This is a genomic window from Paralteromonas sediminis (assembly GCF_003820355.1).
In the GTDB taxonomy this organism is placed as follows: domain Bacteria; phylum Pseudomonadota; class Gammaproteobacteria; order Enterobacterales; family Alteromonadaceae; genus Alteromonas_F; species Alteromonas_F sediminis.
In genome coordinates, this window is the sequence record NZ_RPOK01000004.1 from 151,382 (window position 1) to 166,705 (window position 15,324).

Here is a 15,324-nt window from a genome sequence, read left to right on the forward strand (position 1 = left end):
CTACTATAAATAACAACAAAACACACCGATGTGCCCTACACATCATCTGGGAGGAGTAAAACAATGTCCCAATATACAGATGCTTTAAAACACCTTACTACACTTACCGCTTCACAAGGTGCGCCCTGGAGTGGGATAAATGCAGACTATGCAGCAAGAATGGTGGTTCAAAACCGTTTTAGAACCGGCCTAGACATCGCTAAGTACACCGCAGGCATAATGCGTAAAGACATGGCAGACTACGACGCTGATTCGTCCAGTTACACACAATCACTGGGTTGTTGGCATGGTTTTATCGGCCAACAAAAAATGCTTTCCGTGAAAAAACACCAGGGTACCACTGACAAAAGCTATTTATACCTTTCAGGCTGGATGGTGGCGGCTTTGCGCTCTGAGTTTGGCCCCTTACCTGATCAATCCATGCACGAAAAGACCAGCGTTGCATCACTGATAGAAGAACTTTACACCTTCCTTCGCCAGGCAGATGCCCGTGAGCTTGGCGACTTGTTCAAGCAACTTGATGCGGCCAAAGCAAGTGGTCAGGATACCGGCGAGATAGAAGCGAAAATCAATAACTATGAAACGCACGTGGTACCAATCATCGCCGACATAGACGCGGGTTTTGGTAATGAAGAAGCCACCTATTTACTCGCCAAAAAGATGATAGAGGCAGGTGCGTGCTGTATTCAGATTGAGAATCAGGTGTCAGATGCCAAGCAATGTGGTCACCAAGACGGCAAAGTAACCGTCCCACATGAAGATTTCTTGTCCAAAATCAATGCGGTACGATACGCCTTCCTTGAGTTGGGTGTAGATGATGGCGTGATCGTAGCTCGAACAGACTCTCTAGGAGCGGGCCTTACACAGAAAATTCCTGTGTCTCAGTCTAAAGGTGATTTAGCATCTCAATACAATGCTTTCCTCGATACGTCACCGGTAACCGATATCGCATCACTCAATGAAGGTGACCTGGTAATCAAACAAAATGGTGAGTTAGTTAAACCCGTTCGCTTGCCCAATGGCTTGTTTAAATTTAAAGACAATACGGGTTTTGACCGCGTAGTGCTTGACTGCGTCACCTCCTTGCAACATGGCGCTGACTTGTTGTGGATTGAGACAGAAAAGCCGCACGTAGGCCAGATTGCTGCCATGGTAAACGCAATTCGGGAAAAAGTACCAAATGCCAAGTTAGTCTATAACAATTCTCCGTCGTTTAACTGGACGCTGAATTTCCGTCAACAGATATTTGACGCATGGAAAGAAGAAGGCAAAGATGTATCAGCTTACGATCGTGATGCCCTTATGTCGGTCGATTATGACAACAGTGAGCTAGCGGCGGCCGCAGATGAAAAAGTGCGCACATTCCAAAAAGATGCATCCCGTGAAGCGGGTATATTCCACCACTTGATCACCCTTCCCACCTACCATACGGCGGCGTTGTCTACCGACAACCTTGCCAAAGGCTACTTTGGTGAAGAGGGCATGCTTGCTTACGTTCGCGGTGTACAGCGTCAGGAAATTCGTCAGGGACTCGCCTGTGTTAAACACCAGGCGATGGCTGGCTCAGACCTTGGTGATACGCACAAAGAATATTTCTCTGGTGACCAGGCACTGAAAGCGTCAGGTGATGACAACACCATGAATCAGTTTGACTAAATAGGTTTCCCAACCAGTCAGTCATGCAAAGCTCCTTCGGGAGCTTTTTTTATTGCCGCTGGATTGACTAACATGGCAAAACCGCATTAGATATAACAAATCCTACCGTGATGACAAATCTTGTGAATATTGCAAAAGTTGACCTTAACCTCCTCGTTTATCTTGATGTATTACTGCGTGAAGGGAGTGTCACTAAAGCGGCAAACCAGTTAAGTATTACCCAGCCTGCTATGAGCAATGGGTTGAAGCGCTTAAGAGAATTGTTCAATGATCCGATATTGGTAAGAACCAGCGAGGGTATGACCCCAACGCAAAGAGCCCTTGAGCTGCAACCCGTGGTGCGCGATGTGCTCAGTCAACTAGAAAGTGCTGTTCAACCGAAAACTGAGTTCGATCCTGCACTGAGTGACAGAACCTTTCGCATCATGGCCAGCGACTACGCAGAATCAACGCTGCTGCTTGAACTTATCGGCAGACTGTCAACACTTGCTCCTAACATCACACTGGACATAATAACTCCCAGTGATGTTACGTTTCACGACGTAGAACAAGGAAAAGTGGATATGGCCATCAATCGATTTGAAGAGCTGCCACTATCCTTCCATCAAAAGGTGATTTGGTACGACACTTTTTCATGTGTTATCAGTGCTAGTCATCCATTGGTAGACAACTTTGACTTAGAAAGCTATTTGAGCAGTCAGCATATTTGGGTCAGTAAGACGGGGTTTGGTGTTGGCGTGGGTGTCGACCCGAATGAAGTACAAAAGCTCGGATGGGTCGATGCAGAGCTAACCAAAATAGGCAAGCAACGGGATATTAGAGTCTTTACCCGACATTATCATTCAGCCTTGCAAATGGCCAAAAATCAGCACTTAGTCGCTACCCTGCCTACTCGCGCAGCCAGTATTTTCAAAGATGATCCCGGGCTGGCGCTGAAAGCCCCCCCTTTCGACATTCCGCCAATCGCGTTAAAAATGGCCTGGAGTGCATTGTTGCATCACGATGCCGGCCATGTCTGGTTACGACGGTTGATTACCGAAGTCGCAGATTCCATTCAAAATAAACCAACCTAAACATTCATGAAACTTATGATTGAAATAGAAACCATAAATTAAAAATTTATCGCCAAGCCTCCTACACTAGGGTCATTACGTTTTACCTGGTCACACAAAACAAAAGGGGTTGTTATGACAACACGCGTTCAAAGAGGCCGTCTTGCTGTTGACAGCATGTTGGATGAATTCATAAACACCGAGGCTTTACCTGGGACGGGTATCGATCAGGCAGTATTTTGGCAACGCTTTGAAGCATTCTTAGCCAACAACATGGAAAAAAACAAAGCCTTGCTACTCAAAAGAGATGAGCTCCAGGCCAAGATCGATGCCTACCATAAAGCTGGAGGTTCGCTTGAGATTAATACCTATAAGCAATTTTTGTCATCCATTGGTTATCTCGTTGAGCAACCGACTGAGTGCAAAATAACCACGCATAATGTTGACCCGGAAATTGCCTCCATGGCTGGTCCTCAACTAGTCGTCCCTATAAACAACGCCAGGTATGCGCTGAATGCAGCCAATGCAAGGTGGGGAAGCTTATACGATGCGTTGTACGGTACAGACTTTATCCCGCAAGAGGGTGAATTAGCCCCTGGCAAAGGATATAACAAGCAACGTGGTGATGCCGTTATAGAAAAAGCGAAGGCCTATCTTGATGCCATTATTCCTTTAGAAAACGCTTCACACGCGGATGTGTGCCAATACAAGGTAGCATCGACAAAATTAATTGCAGTGACCTCATCCCATCAGGAAACAGTTTTATGTTCGCCGAATTTGTTTGTCGGCTATACGGGGAACCCCGAAAAACCTGAGACATTGCTGTTTAAACACCACGGCTTGCACATAGAAATACAAATTGATGTAACGCATGCCATTGGTAAAACTGACACAGCAGGCGTTAAGGACGTCGTCGTAGAGGCAGCAATTACCACTATTATGGATTGTGAAGATTCTGTCGCCGCCGTTGATGCAGAAGATAAAACACTCGTTTACCAAAACTGGCTAGGCTTGATGCTCGGCACCTTGGAAGCCAAGATAGCGAAGGGAGATAGAACCCTTGTGCGCACTATGGATAATGATAGGGTCTACACGTCACCTAAAGGTGAAGCATTCAGTTTGCCCGGACGCAGCTTAATGTTTGTGCGTAACGTAGGCCATCTCATGCTGTCTGATGCAATTTTGCTGGATGGCTCCCCGATTTATGAAGGACTGATGGATGGCGTGATCACGTCATTGATCGCCAAACATGATTTGCTCAAACGCGGAAAGTTCGTGAATTCCAAAACGGGCAGTGTCTATATCGTTAAACCAAAGATGCACGGTCCTGAAGAAGTTGCATTTACCAATGCATGTTTTGGTGAGATTGAATCCATGCTTGATTTGGAACCGAATACCCTAAAAATCGGTATCATGGATGAAGAAAGACGCACAAGTGTTAATCTAAAAGCCTGTATTGCTGCAGCCAGTGAGAGAGTGGTGTTTATTAACACTGGCTTTTTAGACAGAACGGGTGATGAAATTCATACTTCTATGTTGGCCGGTGCGTTTGCCCCGAAAGCCGAGTTGAAGGCTCGTCCCTGGATCCATGCATACGAAAAAGCGAATGTTGTTACAGGCTTAGCGTGTGAATTGTCGGGTAAAGCTCAGATTGGCAAAGGAATGTGGCCCATTCCCGATCAAATGGCCAATATGATGCAAGCAAAAGTTGCCCATCCTAAGTCGGGCGCTTCTACTGCCTGGGTTCCCTCGCCCACGGCAGCAACATTGCATGCGCTGCACTATCACGACGTTGATGTGTTTGCTGTACAGAAAACGTTAGCAGAAATAGATTTTGATGGCATTGATGCTATTCTTGATATTCCTTTACTCAATGACAAACCGCTAGACGATGACGCGATACAAAATGACCTAGATAACAATGTACAGGGCATTTTGGGTTACGTGGTCCGTTGGGTTCATCAGGGTGTTGGGTGCTCGAAAGTGCCAGACATCAACCACGTAGGACTGATGGAAGACCGTGCAACACTCAGAATTAGCAGCCAGCATATTGCAAATTGGTTGGTACATGGCCTAGTAAGCGAACAACAAGTAGACGAATCTTTATCTCGCCTTGCCGTGCTGGTTGATGAACAAAACAAGACGGACAAGGAGTATATTCCTATGACGCCTAATCCCGAAAGCAGTCTTGGTTATCAAGCGGCCAGAGCCCTTATTTTCGAAGGTACAGCCCAGCCCAATGGCTATACTGAGCCGTTACTTCATGCCATGCGGCAAAAAATGAAAGCCACCCAAACACAACAATAGACCATTTATAAGATGCCGGGTATGCCAATTGCCCCGGCGCTTATTTCTCATTTTCGTCAGGAACGACTACAGTTAAATGACGCAGTATTTTTGATAGTTTTCAGCCTTTTATGGTTCAACGTATTGTTCCTATTTTTTCAGGTGGCGGGACGCGCTTACCAGCGCATATAGGGATATTACGCGCGTTAGAAGAGATCGACGTGGAGTTTGATTCCATGGTGGGTATTTCCGGAGGCTCTATTGTTGCGGCGCTCTACGCCTGTAAAATGCCATTAGAGAAGATACTGGCGCTTGCTACTTCCACTGACTTCAAACAATTTCGTGACTTTTCTCTAATAAGGCTGTTATTGCATGGCGGGTTATCATCGGGGAAAAAGTTTGAAAGTTGGTTGGATAAACTTCTAGAAGGAAAAACATTTGCCGACCTGGACTTTTCACTTCATGTTATCGCAACCGATTTAAATGGGGGTGGGCCTGTCGTGTTCAATAAAGCAAACTCACCGGAAATGAAAATTTCTCAGGCAGTAAGGTACTCGATGTCTATCCCTTTAATCTTCAGCTCAACCGTGTACAAAAAGCACCTATTAGTTGACGGCGCTATTTTGTCTGAAGATGCCTTGTTTAACGACTGGCAAGGGGACGGTACACCCAATGTCTGTTTTCGCTTGCGCAGTCAGCTAAGCGCACCTTCATTCGATCACAGAAAACGCTTTATGCTGCCTCAATACATCACCATGTTAATACGCACTTTTATGACTGCGCTATCAAGGGAATATGTTCATGCAAACTTTTGGCATCACACCGTAGTCATTGACACGGGAAATATGTCAGCCGTTGACTTTGCTATGACGCCAGAACAAAAAACCATGCTTTACAACGCTGGTTACGAGACAGTAAAACAGTTTTTACCTGCCAAACTGGCGCAGCTGAAACATTAAACTTGATAGTAGGCTCTGTACCACTCAATAAATTTGCCTATACCTTCTTTAAGCGTTGTTCGTGGCTTGTAACCTGTTGCATCTATTAAAGCCTGAACATCCGCATACGTATCAGGTACGTCACCCGGTTGCATGGGCAATAGATTTTTTTGCGCTGTTTTGCCTAAAGCACTCTCAATCGCTTCAATGAAGTCCATCAGGTTTACCGGCGTTTGCGCACCTATGTTGTAAATCCGATAAGGTACTTTACTTGTTGCTGGGTTTGGCGACTGAGCACTCCAAGCGTCATCTTTTGTGGCGACTGTATCTAACGCATGCACAACACCATTGACGATATCATCAATGTAGGTGAAGTCACGTCTGTGATTGCCGAAGTTATAAACATCGATAGGGTCATTGTTCAATATGGCTTTGGTAAATTTAAACGGAGCCATATCTGGACGTCCCCAAGGGCCATAAACGGTAAAAAAGCGCAAACCGGTAGTGGGTAAGCCGTATAAATGGCTATAGGTATGCGCCATTAACTCATTTGCTTTTTTACTCGCCGCATAAAGGCTGACAGGATGGTCAACATTATGTTGCTCACTGAACGGCATGATCTCACTCATACCATATACCGAGCTTGAAGATGCATAAACGAGATGGGCGATAGCATGATGACGGCAACCTTCAAGGATATTCATAAAGCCCACCAAGTTAGAATCTACATAGGCATGGGGGTTTTCAATCGAATACCGGACACCTGCTTGAGCTGCCAAATGCACTACCCCATCAAACTCAGACTCAGCAAATAGTGCCTCCATGGCCGTTCTGTCTTCTAACGCAACCTTTTTGAAGGTAAACAAGTGCGCGTTTTCCACGGATTTTACATCTTCTAAACGACCGTGTTTGAGGTTGACGTCGTAATAGTCATTCAAATTGTCTATGCCGACGACCGTATCACCTCTTGCGATCAGTACTTTACTCACCGCAGCACCAATAAAGCCAGCTGCACCTGTTACCAACACTTTCATTAAAGTAATGTCCGTTTATATGTTTAAAAAGATTTGCCCGCTATTGTACACGTTGAAAATGACAATTGTGATAGCTATGGTCCAAATCACAGGTCGACATTGTGCTTTTGAGCTAACGACTTTATTTTTTCCACCGGCACAGCGTAAGAAATACCCGTCGGGTTTGAAAGTGCGCTCTCTTTGGTATCTTTTACGATCACCTTGTTAATAATGCCAACCACCTTACCTGTCTTCTGATCATACACCGGGCTCCCTGAGTTGCCTGGGAATGCCGTTGCATCTAATTGATAAATTAATGACGGCTGTTTAAGGCGTTTTAACATGTTCAATGTCAGTAAGTCTGCGTTTTGCGCAGGAATAGCATCGGGTGTAATTGCCGCAATACTGCCTTTGTGTGTTGCCGGATAAAGACCCAACACTGCCCCTATAGGAAACCCTGTAAAGGCGATATCTGTCCCCACATCGAGAAGGGTTGAACTGGCCATTTTTAAGGGGGGTAATTCACTGTCCATTTTAAGAATGGCAATATCATGAATAGGGTCGATGGCAAGCACTTCGGCTTTAATTTCATTCACCTCTTGCCCAGTACCTGATAACACCACATAAAATTGTACAATATCCACTGCAAGGGGTTCAGATACAACGTGATAATTGGTAACAACATAGGAACCATCACCTACAGCAAACCCCGTGCCCAAGACCTTGCTGCCCTGATATTGCAATGGGGTTTTTATGCCAATGGCTACTACCGAAGGAGTAACCTGTTTAATTGTGTCGACGACGGAAGCGTGCACACTGTGAATACTCCCTAAAACCAAGCAACATAATATTAAAAAGCGAGCCTCGAACTTTCTTTTATAATGTGACACCATTTACTCCTTTTTTCGTCTTCATTATCTATTTATGTCATTGTTAAAAAGCATTGCCCTTGCAATGATTTCACCCATTCAGTTGGCTTTTATTCTCTCCATAGCAGGGGCCTTGCTACATAAGTTTGGCCACAGGCGCAAAGCCAGAGTTTTTTATATCACGGCTATCTGTTGGTTGTTAGTGTTTTCCCAGCCCTATATCTCTGATCTTCTCATCTACCCGCTTGAACATGGGGCTCTTAGTGCTGAGCCATACGTTCAGGATAAGTCTGCAGACTTCATATTGCCTTTGGCTTGTTTCTATCAGACAAATGGAAAATCCCCATCCATAAGCAGATGGTCAGAATGCTCACTAAAACGTCAGCTAATGGCAGACCATTTGGCCCGTCAATACGGAGCCACTCTTCTCCTCACAGGTGGAAACTTTCTTAAAGACGAAAACGTAAACTATTCGCAAGAAGCGGCCTCACTGCACCGTACGTTTGGATTTTCAGAGTCACAGCTGCACATAATTGGGCAGGGCAGCTCGACACGAGAAGAACTGCAGAGCATCACACAGATAGTTGGCAAAAATAACATTATCATTGTTACGTCAGCCACCCATGCCTATCGCGTTGCTGCACTATCCGCCGAGCTAGGAATGCATGCAGACGTAGTAAGTGTTAACTTTCACAGCAGTGGTGAGTTAAGCCCTTACATTGCCATGCCCTCCATTCACTCCCTTGAAAAGACACGTCATGCACTTTACGAATACTTTGCTATACTCAAGTACAAATTTGAAGCACAATAAACCAAGCAGCAAGTTTGTAATTTGTTCAAACTAGACCGTTCGCAATGAGTGTGAATGGTGCAACATGTGGAAAATACAACCGGTGAGCGTAAATTTGGGTAACCAAGATATGGGATTATTTGCGGGCGCAGCCGATAAGGTGAATCGCTTATGGAAGAGCTATAAAAAGCTGAGAGAAGCCGCTTCAATTTCAAATCACTTCGCCAAGTATTTAGCACCCAAGGTAGCCACTTCTAAAGAACTACAACAGGAAGTCTTTAAGATTCGTCACAACGTTTACTGCGACGAGTTAGCATTTGAACCTGTCAAACCCGACGGATTGGAAGTTGATGAATTCGATGCATTTTCTGTGCATTGTCTTATTCAACATATTGCAACTGAGGCATACGCCGGCACGATTCGATTAGTTACTCCACGCGAGGAGGGACAATTGCTGCCTATTGAGAAATACTGTGCTGATGCTATTGAACACCCAGAGTTCACACCTGACAAACTTGATAGAACCCAAATCTGCGAATTATCCAGATTAGCGGTACCTGAGCAATTTAGACGGCGTAAATTTGATACCCACCCTGGCGCGGCCACGGGTGTTATAAACGAAGAGATTTACTCCGAGACTGAGTTGCGCTGTTTTCCATTTATTGCCATTGGTTTATATATGAGCGCTGCTTCTATTGCCTTTAAGATGGGGATTAACCATGCTTTTGTGATGATGGAGCCACGATTAGCCAGAAGCATGGGGTTTATTGGGATTAAATTCATAAAGATTGGCCCGACAATCGAATATCACGGTCAGCGCGCCCCCTATTACATTAATGCTGAGCTTTTGATGAAAAGCCTATCACCCAGTTTTAGGATGATGCTTAAAGACATTAAGAATACTATCAATAAGCAATTACCCTCATGAATGTAAGCACACCTTGTTTCTTTTGCATTTAATAGTGCATTATAAGGGCGTTTACTTTTAGTCAAAGAATACGGAAAGCACAGCAATCAAGATGACGCAGTATGTGGTAAAGGCCATTGACAACTTTGACTCAGAGAGCATTCGACATAAATGGTGTGCGTTATACGATTCTCTTGCAGAAACCAACGCATTTCTTGATTGGTTCTGGATAGGCCCTTGGCTTAAACAAGTATTACACCTCAAACCACTTTGCATCGAAATATATCTTGCTGAAGAGCTTGTTGCCCTTGGGTTTGTTTGCTTTCACACTCGACGTGTAGCTGGTTTACCTATACGACAAGGGTATTTAAACCGAACGGGTAAAGAAGATTTTGACCAGATTTGGATAGAATTTAATGATCTTTTAGTTGCGCCATGTCACCGTGAACACGCGACAGAGGCTTTCCTAAATTGGTGTTGTAAGCAAAAGCATATTGACGAGTGGATTATTGCACTCACTGCTCAAGAGGATAGTTGGACCAATCATCCAAGTTTTGAATCTTGTGTCGATTACGTTGAGGGATACTCAGTAAAACTTGAGCCGACATTTTCTAATATAGACAACTACTTAAAAAGTTTATCCTCCAATACTCGCAGTAAGATAAGACGTGCTCGCAAGTACATTTCAGAAGCCTACGGCGAAATTAACATGCAAGTGCATGCACAAGGCATCAACGAAACCGAATGGACTGCATTGCAGAGAATACACAAAGCTCGGTGGGCACACACCCTTGTAGGGAGCGGATTTGATAACCCCCATTTCGTCGAATTTCACGAAGCCCTGCTTTCGACCCCTTCGGGGACCAGTTGCGTAGAAATACTCACATTTAAGGCAGGCGACAAGCTGCTTGGATACCTCTATAACTTTTTGAATGGTTCCAATGTCTTCTTTTACTTATCAGCCATTGATTATTTTGATGATAATAATCGCTTTCAACCCGGATTAGTCATGCATTCTTTTGCCGTAAGTTACTATGCAGAAAAAGGTTATCTGCTATATGACTTTATGGGTGGAGACAATCAGTATAAGCAGAGTTTGGCTTGTCAAAAATATCAGCTCTGCTATATCACTAACAGGCCTGAAAATGTCAAAAACAGGTTAATAAACACACTAAGAAAAATAAAAATTATCTTATCTTAAATAGAAACTAATCTAAAAATTTATCTTTTTTATATATTCCCAATTTAAATTTTATCTGACTCATTATTGGAATGTGTTGCAATACAAGACTATGGAAAAGAGCCCGGATAGTTCTTTCTTTCAGCTCAGATTTGAGCCACTTTAGGAAACTAAAATGCTTAAGACCTGTGCCAGCCAGTACCCTACCAAGTTGTTCATTTTGTAAATTTAGGGCTTCAATATTCCGCTCCACCGCAGCAGCTCTATCTAAGACATTGGCCCTGGCCGTTTCGATTTCTTGCTCGATACCACATGAATGACAAAAACCCTTAAACCTAGTTTCATAGTTCTCAAAAAGGTAACTAAATCTGGCTGGTAAATTTTTACTACCTTTGTTGGTCCACCCTCTTCGATTCAGCTTGAATCCGTTAGCCAAATTGCTGTTTGAGGGATTAGAACGTGCTATCAACGCCAAATACTCCTTTTTAGATCTAAGCACCCTGTGAATTATTACACCTGAATCTGAAACTTTGAACCTTCCACACGACAATCGTGCTATATGAGAAGAATAAAGTTTCATATCTGGACTCCCTGTCTTTACCATATATTTAGTAAACTGGTCCATTTCGCCTTTGAGTTGTTTATCAAGCAGTGAAAAAGGAACATCGTCACCCGATGCTGCAAACCATTGAAAGTGGATGACTGGAAATTCAAAGATTTCTGTCTTAGCCAACGATTCAATACTTTTATCCAAACAGAGGAACTCATCAATGTCGAGAAAAAGTATATAGTCATACTCTTCTGGGTCAGTATTTAAGTAAATATCTGCATAGCTTTTAGAATGTAAAGCAGCTCTCATTCTAAAATCATCACCAATCATATTGAGTAAACGTTCATCATCATTACCATCTATACCATCGACGACCTTGTATTTAACAGGATATTGCTCACCTAACTTATCCAAAACTTTAGTTGAGTTGTCGTCAGTATTATTGACATATACGACTATGCCTTTCACCCCTAAATTCAAATGAAAAAAAACCCATTCAGGTAGGTAAGCCCCTTCGTTTTTAGCAATTCCTGCCAATAAAATCCTTGGTGCATCTTTCATTATTTCACTCCCCAAAAATACCTATAGTGACGAAAATCATCTCGGTCCAAACAAAGTTGTAGTTATAAACTTGAATAGGAAAGAGCACCGTTTTAATTTCTCCATAACCTCCCCCATTCCATATCCATTTCAGTCGGAGTAAAAGGAGACATGCCGTTTCCATGGGCAATGGTCATTTCTCCAAAATAGATTTTTCCGTCTACATTGTATAAATCGACTCTAATATATGCCATTGAATTAGCTAATTTTTTTGCAATAGTCAGCATCTCTTCTAAGTTTTTTGGCTTAGGAACTCCTACCTCTGCTCTAGTACATGTACCAAGATGAAAATCGAGCCTATTCCAGTTTCGATCATATAGTGCTCTTTTATGTCCTACATGCCTATCGATATCAACTTGTATAAAGACTTCATCTTGAAAGCAGTGAAACTTGAAGTCGTCTATATCACCATGCCCAATTAATTCCTCTATTAATACGAGTCTTTTCTTTACACTATAAAAAGGCTGCAAACTTACCAGCCCAAAATCTTCCTTTAAGCTCTCGTTTATTTGATTAATTACCTCAATATCATTGGCACTCTTCTTATCTCTAACTATATGAACATGCCTTTCACCACTACCGTGCGACGTTTTTAAAACAAAAGAAGAAGGCAAATTTTCCCATATACGACTATCGATAAAATCATATGCCCCGAGTAATGGTATCAAATAGTTTTCTCCCACTATTCTCGTGACATAGTCTCTTACAGCAAACTTATCTGCGATATTAGAAAACTCAACTGCATCTCCCTTGAACTTTCTGTAACACAGCTTTTCACTGAATGTTTGTGGATTCTTTAAATCGGGAAAGTAGCCGTGATACTTGTAAAATCTTACTTTGAACAATAGTGAAGATTTTAAGTATCGCAGTCTATTTGATAGTGCGAACAGAAAAGAACTGATAAAGCTTTGCATAAACGCTTGTCAATAATTTAAAACCTCTCGAAGGTTAACAGATCGTTGGTTTTAGCTATATACTTTTGTTGGTACTTTTTTGAACTTTTGCGTACCTTTATACCTTATTCACGCATCCACTCATCGAGTGAGATAACTCTCTGATTACAAACTTGAATCTTCGGCGATTAGCGAAAGTCATAAGGCATGAAACCTGTAAGAGTTTTATTGACCACTATAGCCACTGTCGATAAACTCAAAGCTTAATTATCGAGTAATGACCCAACATATTAGGTTATGGGCAAATTTGAACTATGAAAAATATTTTATGGACAGGCGGTTGGGATTCAACTTTTAGGTTGTTACAAGCTCTTTTTATTGATAATGAGACTGTACAACCTTATTACATTGTGGACCACAATAGAAAGTCGACTAGGCAAGAATTCCTTGCGATAAGAAAAATTTATTTAAAAGTTAAAGAAAAAATTGGTACTAGCAAGCTGTTGCCGACGAAGATATATTATAGGTGGGAGCTTAAGCCTAACGCTTCAATTTCTGAATCATATAATTCGTTAAAATCTAAAATGCACGTGGGAACTCAATATGAATGGCTCGCACTTTTTGCGGAACAACATCAATTAAATGATCTTGAGCTATCAATTCAAAGTCATGAACACAACCATCAAAGCCAACTGCAGAAGCTTATGCTTGAAAACATGGTGGACTTTGCGACAGAAAACGCTAGATTAAAAGAAAACTTCAATAAGGATTTGGAAATTTACAAATACTATAAGTTCCCTGTACTACACATCAAAAAGCAAGAAATGGCTGACATTGCCAAAGAGCACAGCTTTGACAAGCTTATGCTCGATACTTGGTTTTGTCATACGCCTATTTTTGAAAAGCCATGCGGTGTTTGTAAGCCTTGTCAAATATCTAAAACAGTTGATGCTAAAGTAGATTACTCTCCCTTTGGATTGTTAAAAAGAGTTTTTTAAAAAGCTCAACGGTAAATTCTGAAACGAGTGTCTGAACTATTATGCCCGTTGATGCACACATCTGCATTTATTCTCATGATACATGCGCTACAGGTATAGATAGCAATTAAGGAATAAAAACTCTCCAAAAAGGGTAATGCCGAACAGTTAAGAAATATAATTTTCTGATCGGTTGACCGATCTCTAGAAGCGCTCGCCCGCACATCGATTTCTCGTCTCACTGAGTTTTGCAGTTTGGCCGATGTGCTAGAGCCAGAAGTCGCTCAAGCCTGTTTAGGCTCCAATGGTGTGGCGACGTTGCGCAAACGCAAACTTCCCATGGATACCATGATATGGGCAGTCATTGGCATGTTAGTGTTCAGGACCGAGTCCGTCCGACAGTTGATTAATAAGCTGGATATTGTTCTACCTCAAGAGGTCGATTGTGTGGTGTTAATGGCTAAGTCACTCAACTGCGTATTCCCTAATCAATTAAGCTTCAGAGAGTCCTCGCATATTATCTACAAACTGACTCAGATGCAGATTTATGCCCTGGGCAATATCCCTATAAACTGATATTAGATATCGAAAGACATGCAAGCCAATTTAAGCTATAAGGGACACGAGAACGAAGCTAACCGAGGGTATTGAAAGTATCGAAAAGTCGATACCCGTTCGCTAAAAAGAAGAATGCCGCTCACCTTAAGTGAACGGCATTACCCAAAAAGGGGAGGTTTTTTATTAACGCCAAATTATTTTTTAAAACGGCGGAAACCGCCAAGACCGATAAGGCTCAAACCCAGTAGAGCAATCGCAGCAGGCTCTGAAACAAACGTGGCAGCAATAGCGAAAGAACCTTGGAAAGAGTTAGACTGCTGTTCTTTTGTTGTCAAACCAATACAACCAGAACCTGCATTTGCCGCAGCACACACAGAATCTTCAAGTGTTGTCAAACCGTCAAGCTTAACTTGTGCAGTGTACTTGTAGCCATCTATTACGAAAGATTGTTCAAAAGCACCTGAAATTGGGTTAAAACCACCCGCATCGTTTATATTGATGACTAAAATATCGCTACATTTTGGGCCATCATCGTCAACAACACAGTCACCGCTGTTTTTAGTTTCTTTGAAATTAATATCGAAAATCTGTTGTGGCAGGTCAGGAAAAAGAATCGGATCAATTGGAAATCCATCAATTGCCTTAGCTGATAAACTTAGACGCGTTGACAATGTCGCTCCAGTGATAGCTCCGCCTGATTTAATTTCCCAGTTGTTGTGAGTTAACTCAAGTGTGTCTACGAATGCCCCGTTAGTATCTACATCCCCAACAAGGTTACCGTTAGTTCCAGCGCCGAGGTTGAATGATGACTGAAGGCCAGGATTTTTATCTGTGCCTGTTCCCCATGCAACATAAGTAGGGGCGTTGTAGAAAGCATTAGTATTATCTTCAGTGATATTTTGACCACCTACGTAATCAGTAAACGCTGAATCCAATTCAAAGCCCCACTCAGTAATAAGTGCAGCTTGTGCAGAAGCACAGGTAAGCATTGATGCTGCAAGTGCTCCGATTAATTTATTTGCTGTTTTCATTTCCGTTGTCCTGTGTTCTTAAAT

At 42.6% G+C, this 15,324-nt stretch carries 13 protein-coding genes and 1 pseudogene; 9 read left to right on the forward strand and 5 right to left on the reverse strand.

The annotated features are described in order from the left end of the window. Positions 1 to 63 precede the first annotated feature (63 nt). The 4 genes from DRW07_RS12850 to DRW07_RS12865 all read left to right on the forward strand — a co-directional run bounded on the left by DRW07_RS12850 (position 64) and on the right by DRW07_RS12865 (position 5,953). Positions 64 to 1,656 carry an isocitrate lyase gene (locus DRW07_RS12850; RefSeq protein WP_124028335.1) on the forward strand — a complete coding sequence of 531 codons (1,593 nt, stop codon included), beginning with the start codon at positions 64 to 66 and terminating at the stop codon, positions 1,654 to 1,656. Positions 1,657 to 1,778: 122 nt separating this feature from the next. Next, positions 1,779 to 2,729, forward strand: coding sequence for a LysR family transcriptional regulator (locus DRW07_RS12855; protein WP_124028336.1), 951 nt, complete (start codon positions 1,779 to 1,781; stop codon positions 2,727 to 2,729). Between the two features lie 114 nt (positions 2,730 to 2,843). Then, on the forward strand, positions 2,844 to 5,015 hold the full coding sequence (locus DRW07_RS12860; protein ID WP_124028337.1) for a malate synthase G: 2,172 nt from the start codon (positions 2,844 to 2,846) through the stop codon (positions 5,013 to 5,015). Between the two features lie 110 nt (positions 5,016 to 5,125). Further along, positions 5,126 to 5,953, forward strand: coding sequence for a patatin-like phospholipase family protein (locus tag DRW07_RS12865; protein WP_124028338.1), 828 nt, complete (start codon positions 5,126 to 5,128; stop codon positions 5,951 to 5,953). Here DRW07_RS12865 and DRW07_RS12870 read toward each other — a convergent pair. Next, positions 5,950 to 6,966 (reverse strand): NAD-dependent epimerase, encoded by a 1,017-nt coding sequence (locus DRW07_RS12870; RefSeq protein ID WP_124028339.1) that lies wholly within the window; start codon positions 6,964 to 6,966, stop codon positions 5,950 to 5,952. The two genes, DRW07_RS12865 and DRW07_RS12870, sit on opposite strands and share 4 nt — an antisense overlap. Before the next feature lie 86 nt (positions 6,967 to 7,052). Beyond that, positions 7,053 to 7,838 (reverse strand): S1 family peptidase, encoded by a 786-nt coding sequence (locus DRW07_RS12875; protein ID WP_124028340.1) that lies wholly within the window; start codon positions 7,836 to 7,838, stop codon positions 7,053 to 7,055. A gap of 61 nt (positions 7,839 to 7,899) precedes the next feature. Here DRW07_RS12875 and DRW07_RS12880 point away from each other — a divergent pair, with 61 nt between their 5' ends. The 3 genes from DRW07_RS12880 (at position 7,900) to DRW07_RS12890 (ending at position 10,712) form a co-directional block, all read left to right on the forward strand. Continuing rightward, the gene (locus tag DRW07_RS12880; protein ID WP_165870494.1) at positions 7,900 to 8,625 is read left to right on the forward strand and encodes a YdcF family protein; all 726 of its coding nucleotides are present in this window, start codon (positions 7,900 to 7,902) and stop codon (positions 8,623 to 8,625) included. 64 nt (positions 8,626 to 8,689) lie between these two features. Continuing rightward, positions 8,690 to 9,532 (forward strand): PEP-CTERM/exosortase system-associated acyltransferase, encoded by an 843-nt coding sequence (locus DRW07_RS12885; RefSeq protein ID WP_240630627.1) that lies wholly within the window; start codon positions 8,690 to 8,692, stop codon positions 9,530 to 9,532. 91 nt (positions 9,533 to 9,623) lie between these two features. Beyond that, the gene (locus tag DRW07_RS12890; protein ID WP_124028342.1) at positions 9,624 to 10,712 is read left to right on the forward strand and encodes a GNAT family N-acetyltransferase; all 1,089 of its coding nucleotides are present in this window, start codon (positions 9,624 to 9,626) and stop codon (positions 10,710 to 10,712) included. 7 nt (positions 10,713 to 10,719) lie between these two features. Here DRW07_RS12890 and DRW07_RS12895 read toward each other — a convergent pair whose 3' ends face one another. Together DRW07_RS12895 and DRW07_RS12900 are read right to left on the reverse strand one after the other, a co-directional pair. After that, positions 10,720 to 11,802: a glycosyltransferase family 2 protein gene (locus DRW07_RS12895; RefSeq protein WP_124028343.1), complete on the reverse strand. Its 1,083-nt coding sequence runs from the start codon at positions 11,800 to 11,802 to the stop codon at positions 10,720 to 10,722. Between the two features lie 92 nt (positions 11,803 to 11,894). Continuing rightward, positions 11,895 to 12,755, reverse strand: coding sequence for an ATP-grasp fold amidoligase family protein (locus DRW07_RS12900; RefSeq protein ID WP_124028344.1), 861 nt, complete (start codon positions 12,753 to 12,755; stop codon positions 11,895 to 11,897). A 293-nt stretch (positions 12,756 to 13,048) separates the two neighbouring features. On the opposite strand from DRW07_RS12900, the gene DRW07_RS12905 reads away from it, so the two are divergent. Both DRW07_RS12905 and DRW07_RS12910 read left to right on the forward strand, forming a co-directional pair. Further along, positions 13,049 to 13,732, forward strand: a complete 684-nt coding sequence (locus DRW07_RS12905) for a hypothetical protein (protein WP_124028345.1) — start codon at positions 13,049 to 13,051, stop codon at positions 13,730 to 13,732. Positions 13,733 to 13,939: 207 nt separating this feature from the next. Further along, positions 13,940 to 14,173: pseudogene (locus DRW07_RS12910) on the forward strand (transposase domain-containing protein); the annotation flags it as partial. Positions 14,174 to 14,463: 290 nt separating this feature from the next. On the opposite strand, the gene DRW07_RS12915 reads toward DRW07_RS12910, so the two are convergent. Continuing rightward, the gene (locus DRW07_RS12915; protein WP_124028346.1) at positions 14,464 to 15,300 is read right to left on the reverse strand and encodes a THxN family PEP-CTERM protein; all 837 of its coding nucleotides are present in this window, start codon (positions 15,298 to 15,300) and stop codon (positions 14,464 to 14,466) included. Between the last annotated feature and the right edge of the window lie 24 nt (positions 15,301 to 15,324).

Excerpts from the sequence above, each read along its gene's own strand:
- DRW07_RS12875 (WP_124028340.1), bottom strand. The coding sequence starts at position 7,838 with ATGGTGTCACATTATAAAAGAAAGTTCGAGGCTCGCTTTTTAATATTA.
- DRW07_RS12885 (WP_240630627.1), top strand. The coding sequence starts at position 8,690 with ATGTGGAAAATACAACCGGTGAGCGTAAATTTGGGTAACCAAGATATG.
- DRW07_RS12905 (WP_124028345.1), top strand. The coding sequence starts at position 13,049 with ATGAAAAATATTTTATGGACAGGCGGTTGGGATTCAACTTTTAGGTTG.
- DRW07_RS12915 (WP_124028346.1), bottom strand. The coding sequence starts at position 15,300 with ATGAAAACAGCAAATAAATTAATCGGAGCACTTGCAGCATCAATGCTT.
- DRW07_RS12900 (WP_124028344.1), bottom strand. The coding sequence starts at position 12,755 with ATGCAAAGCTTTATCAGTTCTTTTCTGTTCGCACTATCAAATAGACTG.
- DRW07_RS12870 (WP_124028339.1), bottom strand. The coding sequence starts at position 6,966 with ATGAAAGTGTTGGTAACAGGTGCAGCTGGCTTTATTGGTGCTGCGGTG.
- DRW07_RS12850 (WP_124028335.1), top strand. The coding sequence starts at position 64 with ATGTCCCAATATACAGATGCTTTAAAACACCTTACTACACTTACCGCT.
- DRW07_RS12895 (WP_124028343.1), bottom strand. The coding sequence starts at position 11,802 with ATGAAAGATGCACCAAGGATTTTATTGGCAGGAATTGCTAAAAACGAA.
- DRW07_RS12860 (WP_124028337.1), top strand. The coding sequence starts at position 2,844 with ATGACAACACGCGTTCAAAGAGGCCGTCTTGCTGTTGACAGCATGTTG.
- DRW07_RS12865 (WP_124028338.1), top strand. The coding sequence starts at position 5,126 with ATGGTTCAACGTATTGTTCCTATTTTTTCAGGTGGCGGGACGCGCTTA.
- DRW07_RS12880 (WP_165870494.1), top strand. The coding sequence starts at position 7,900 with ATGATTTCACCCATTCAGTTGGCTTTTATTCTCTCCATAGCAGGGGCC.
- DRW07_RS12890 (WP_124028342.1), top strand. The coding sequence starts at position 9,624 with ATGACGCAGTATGTGGTAAAGGCCATTGACAACTTTGACTCAGAGAGC.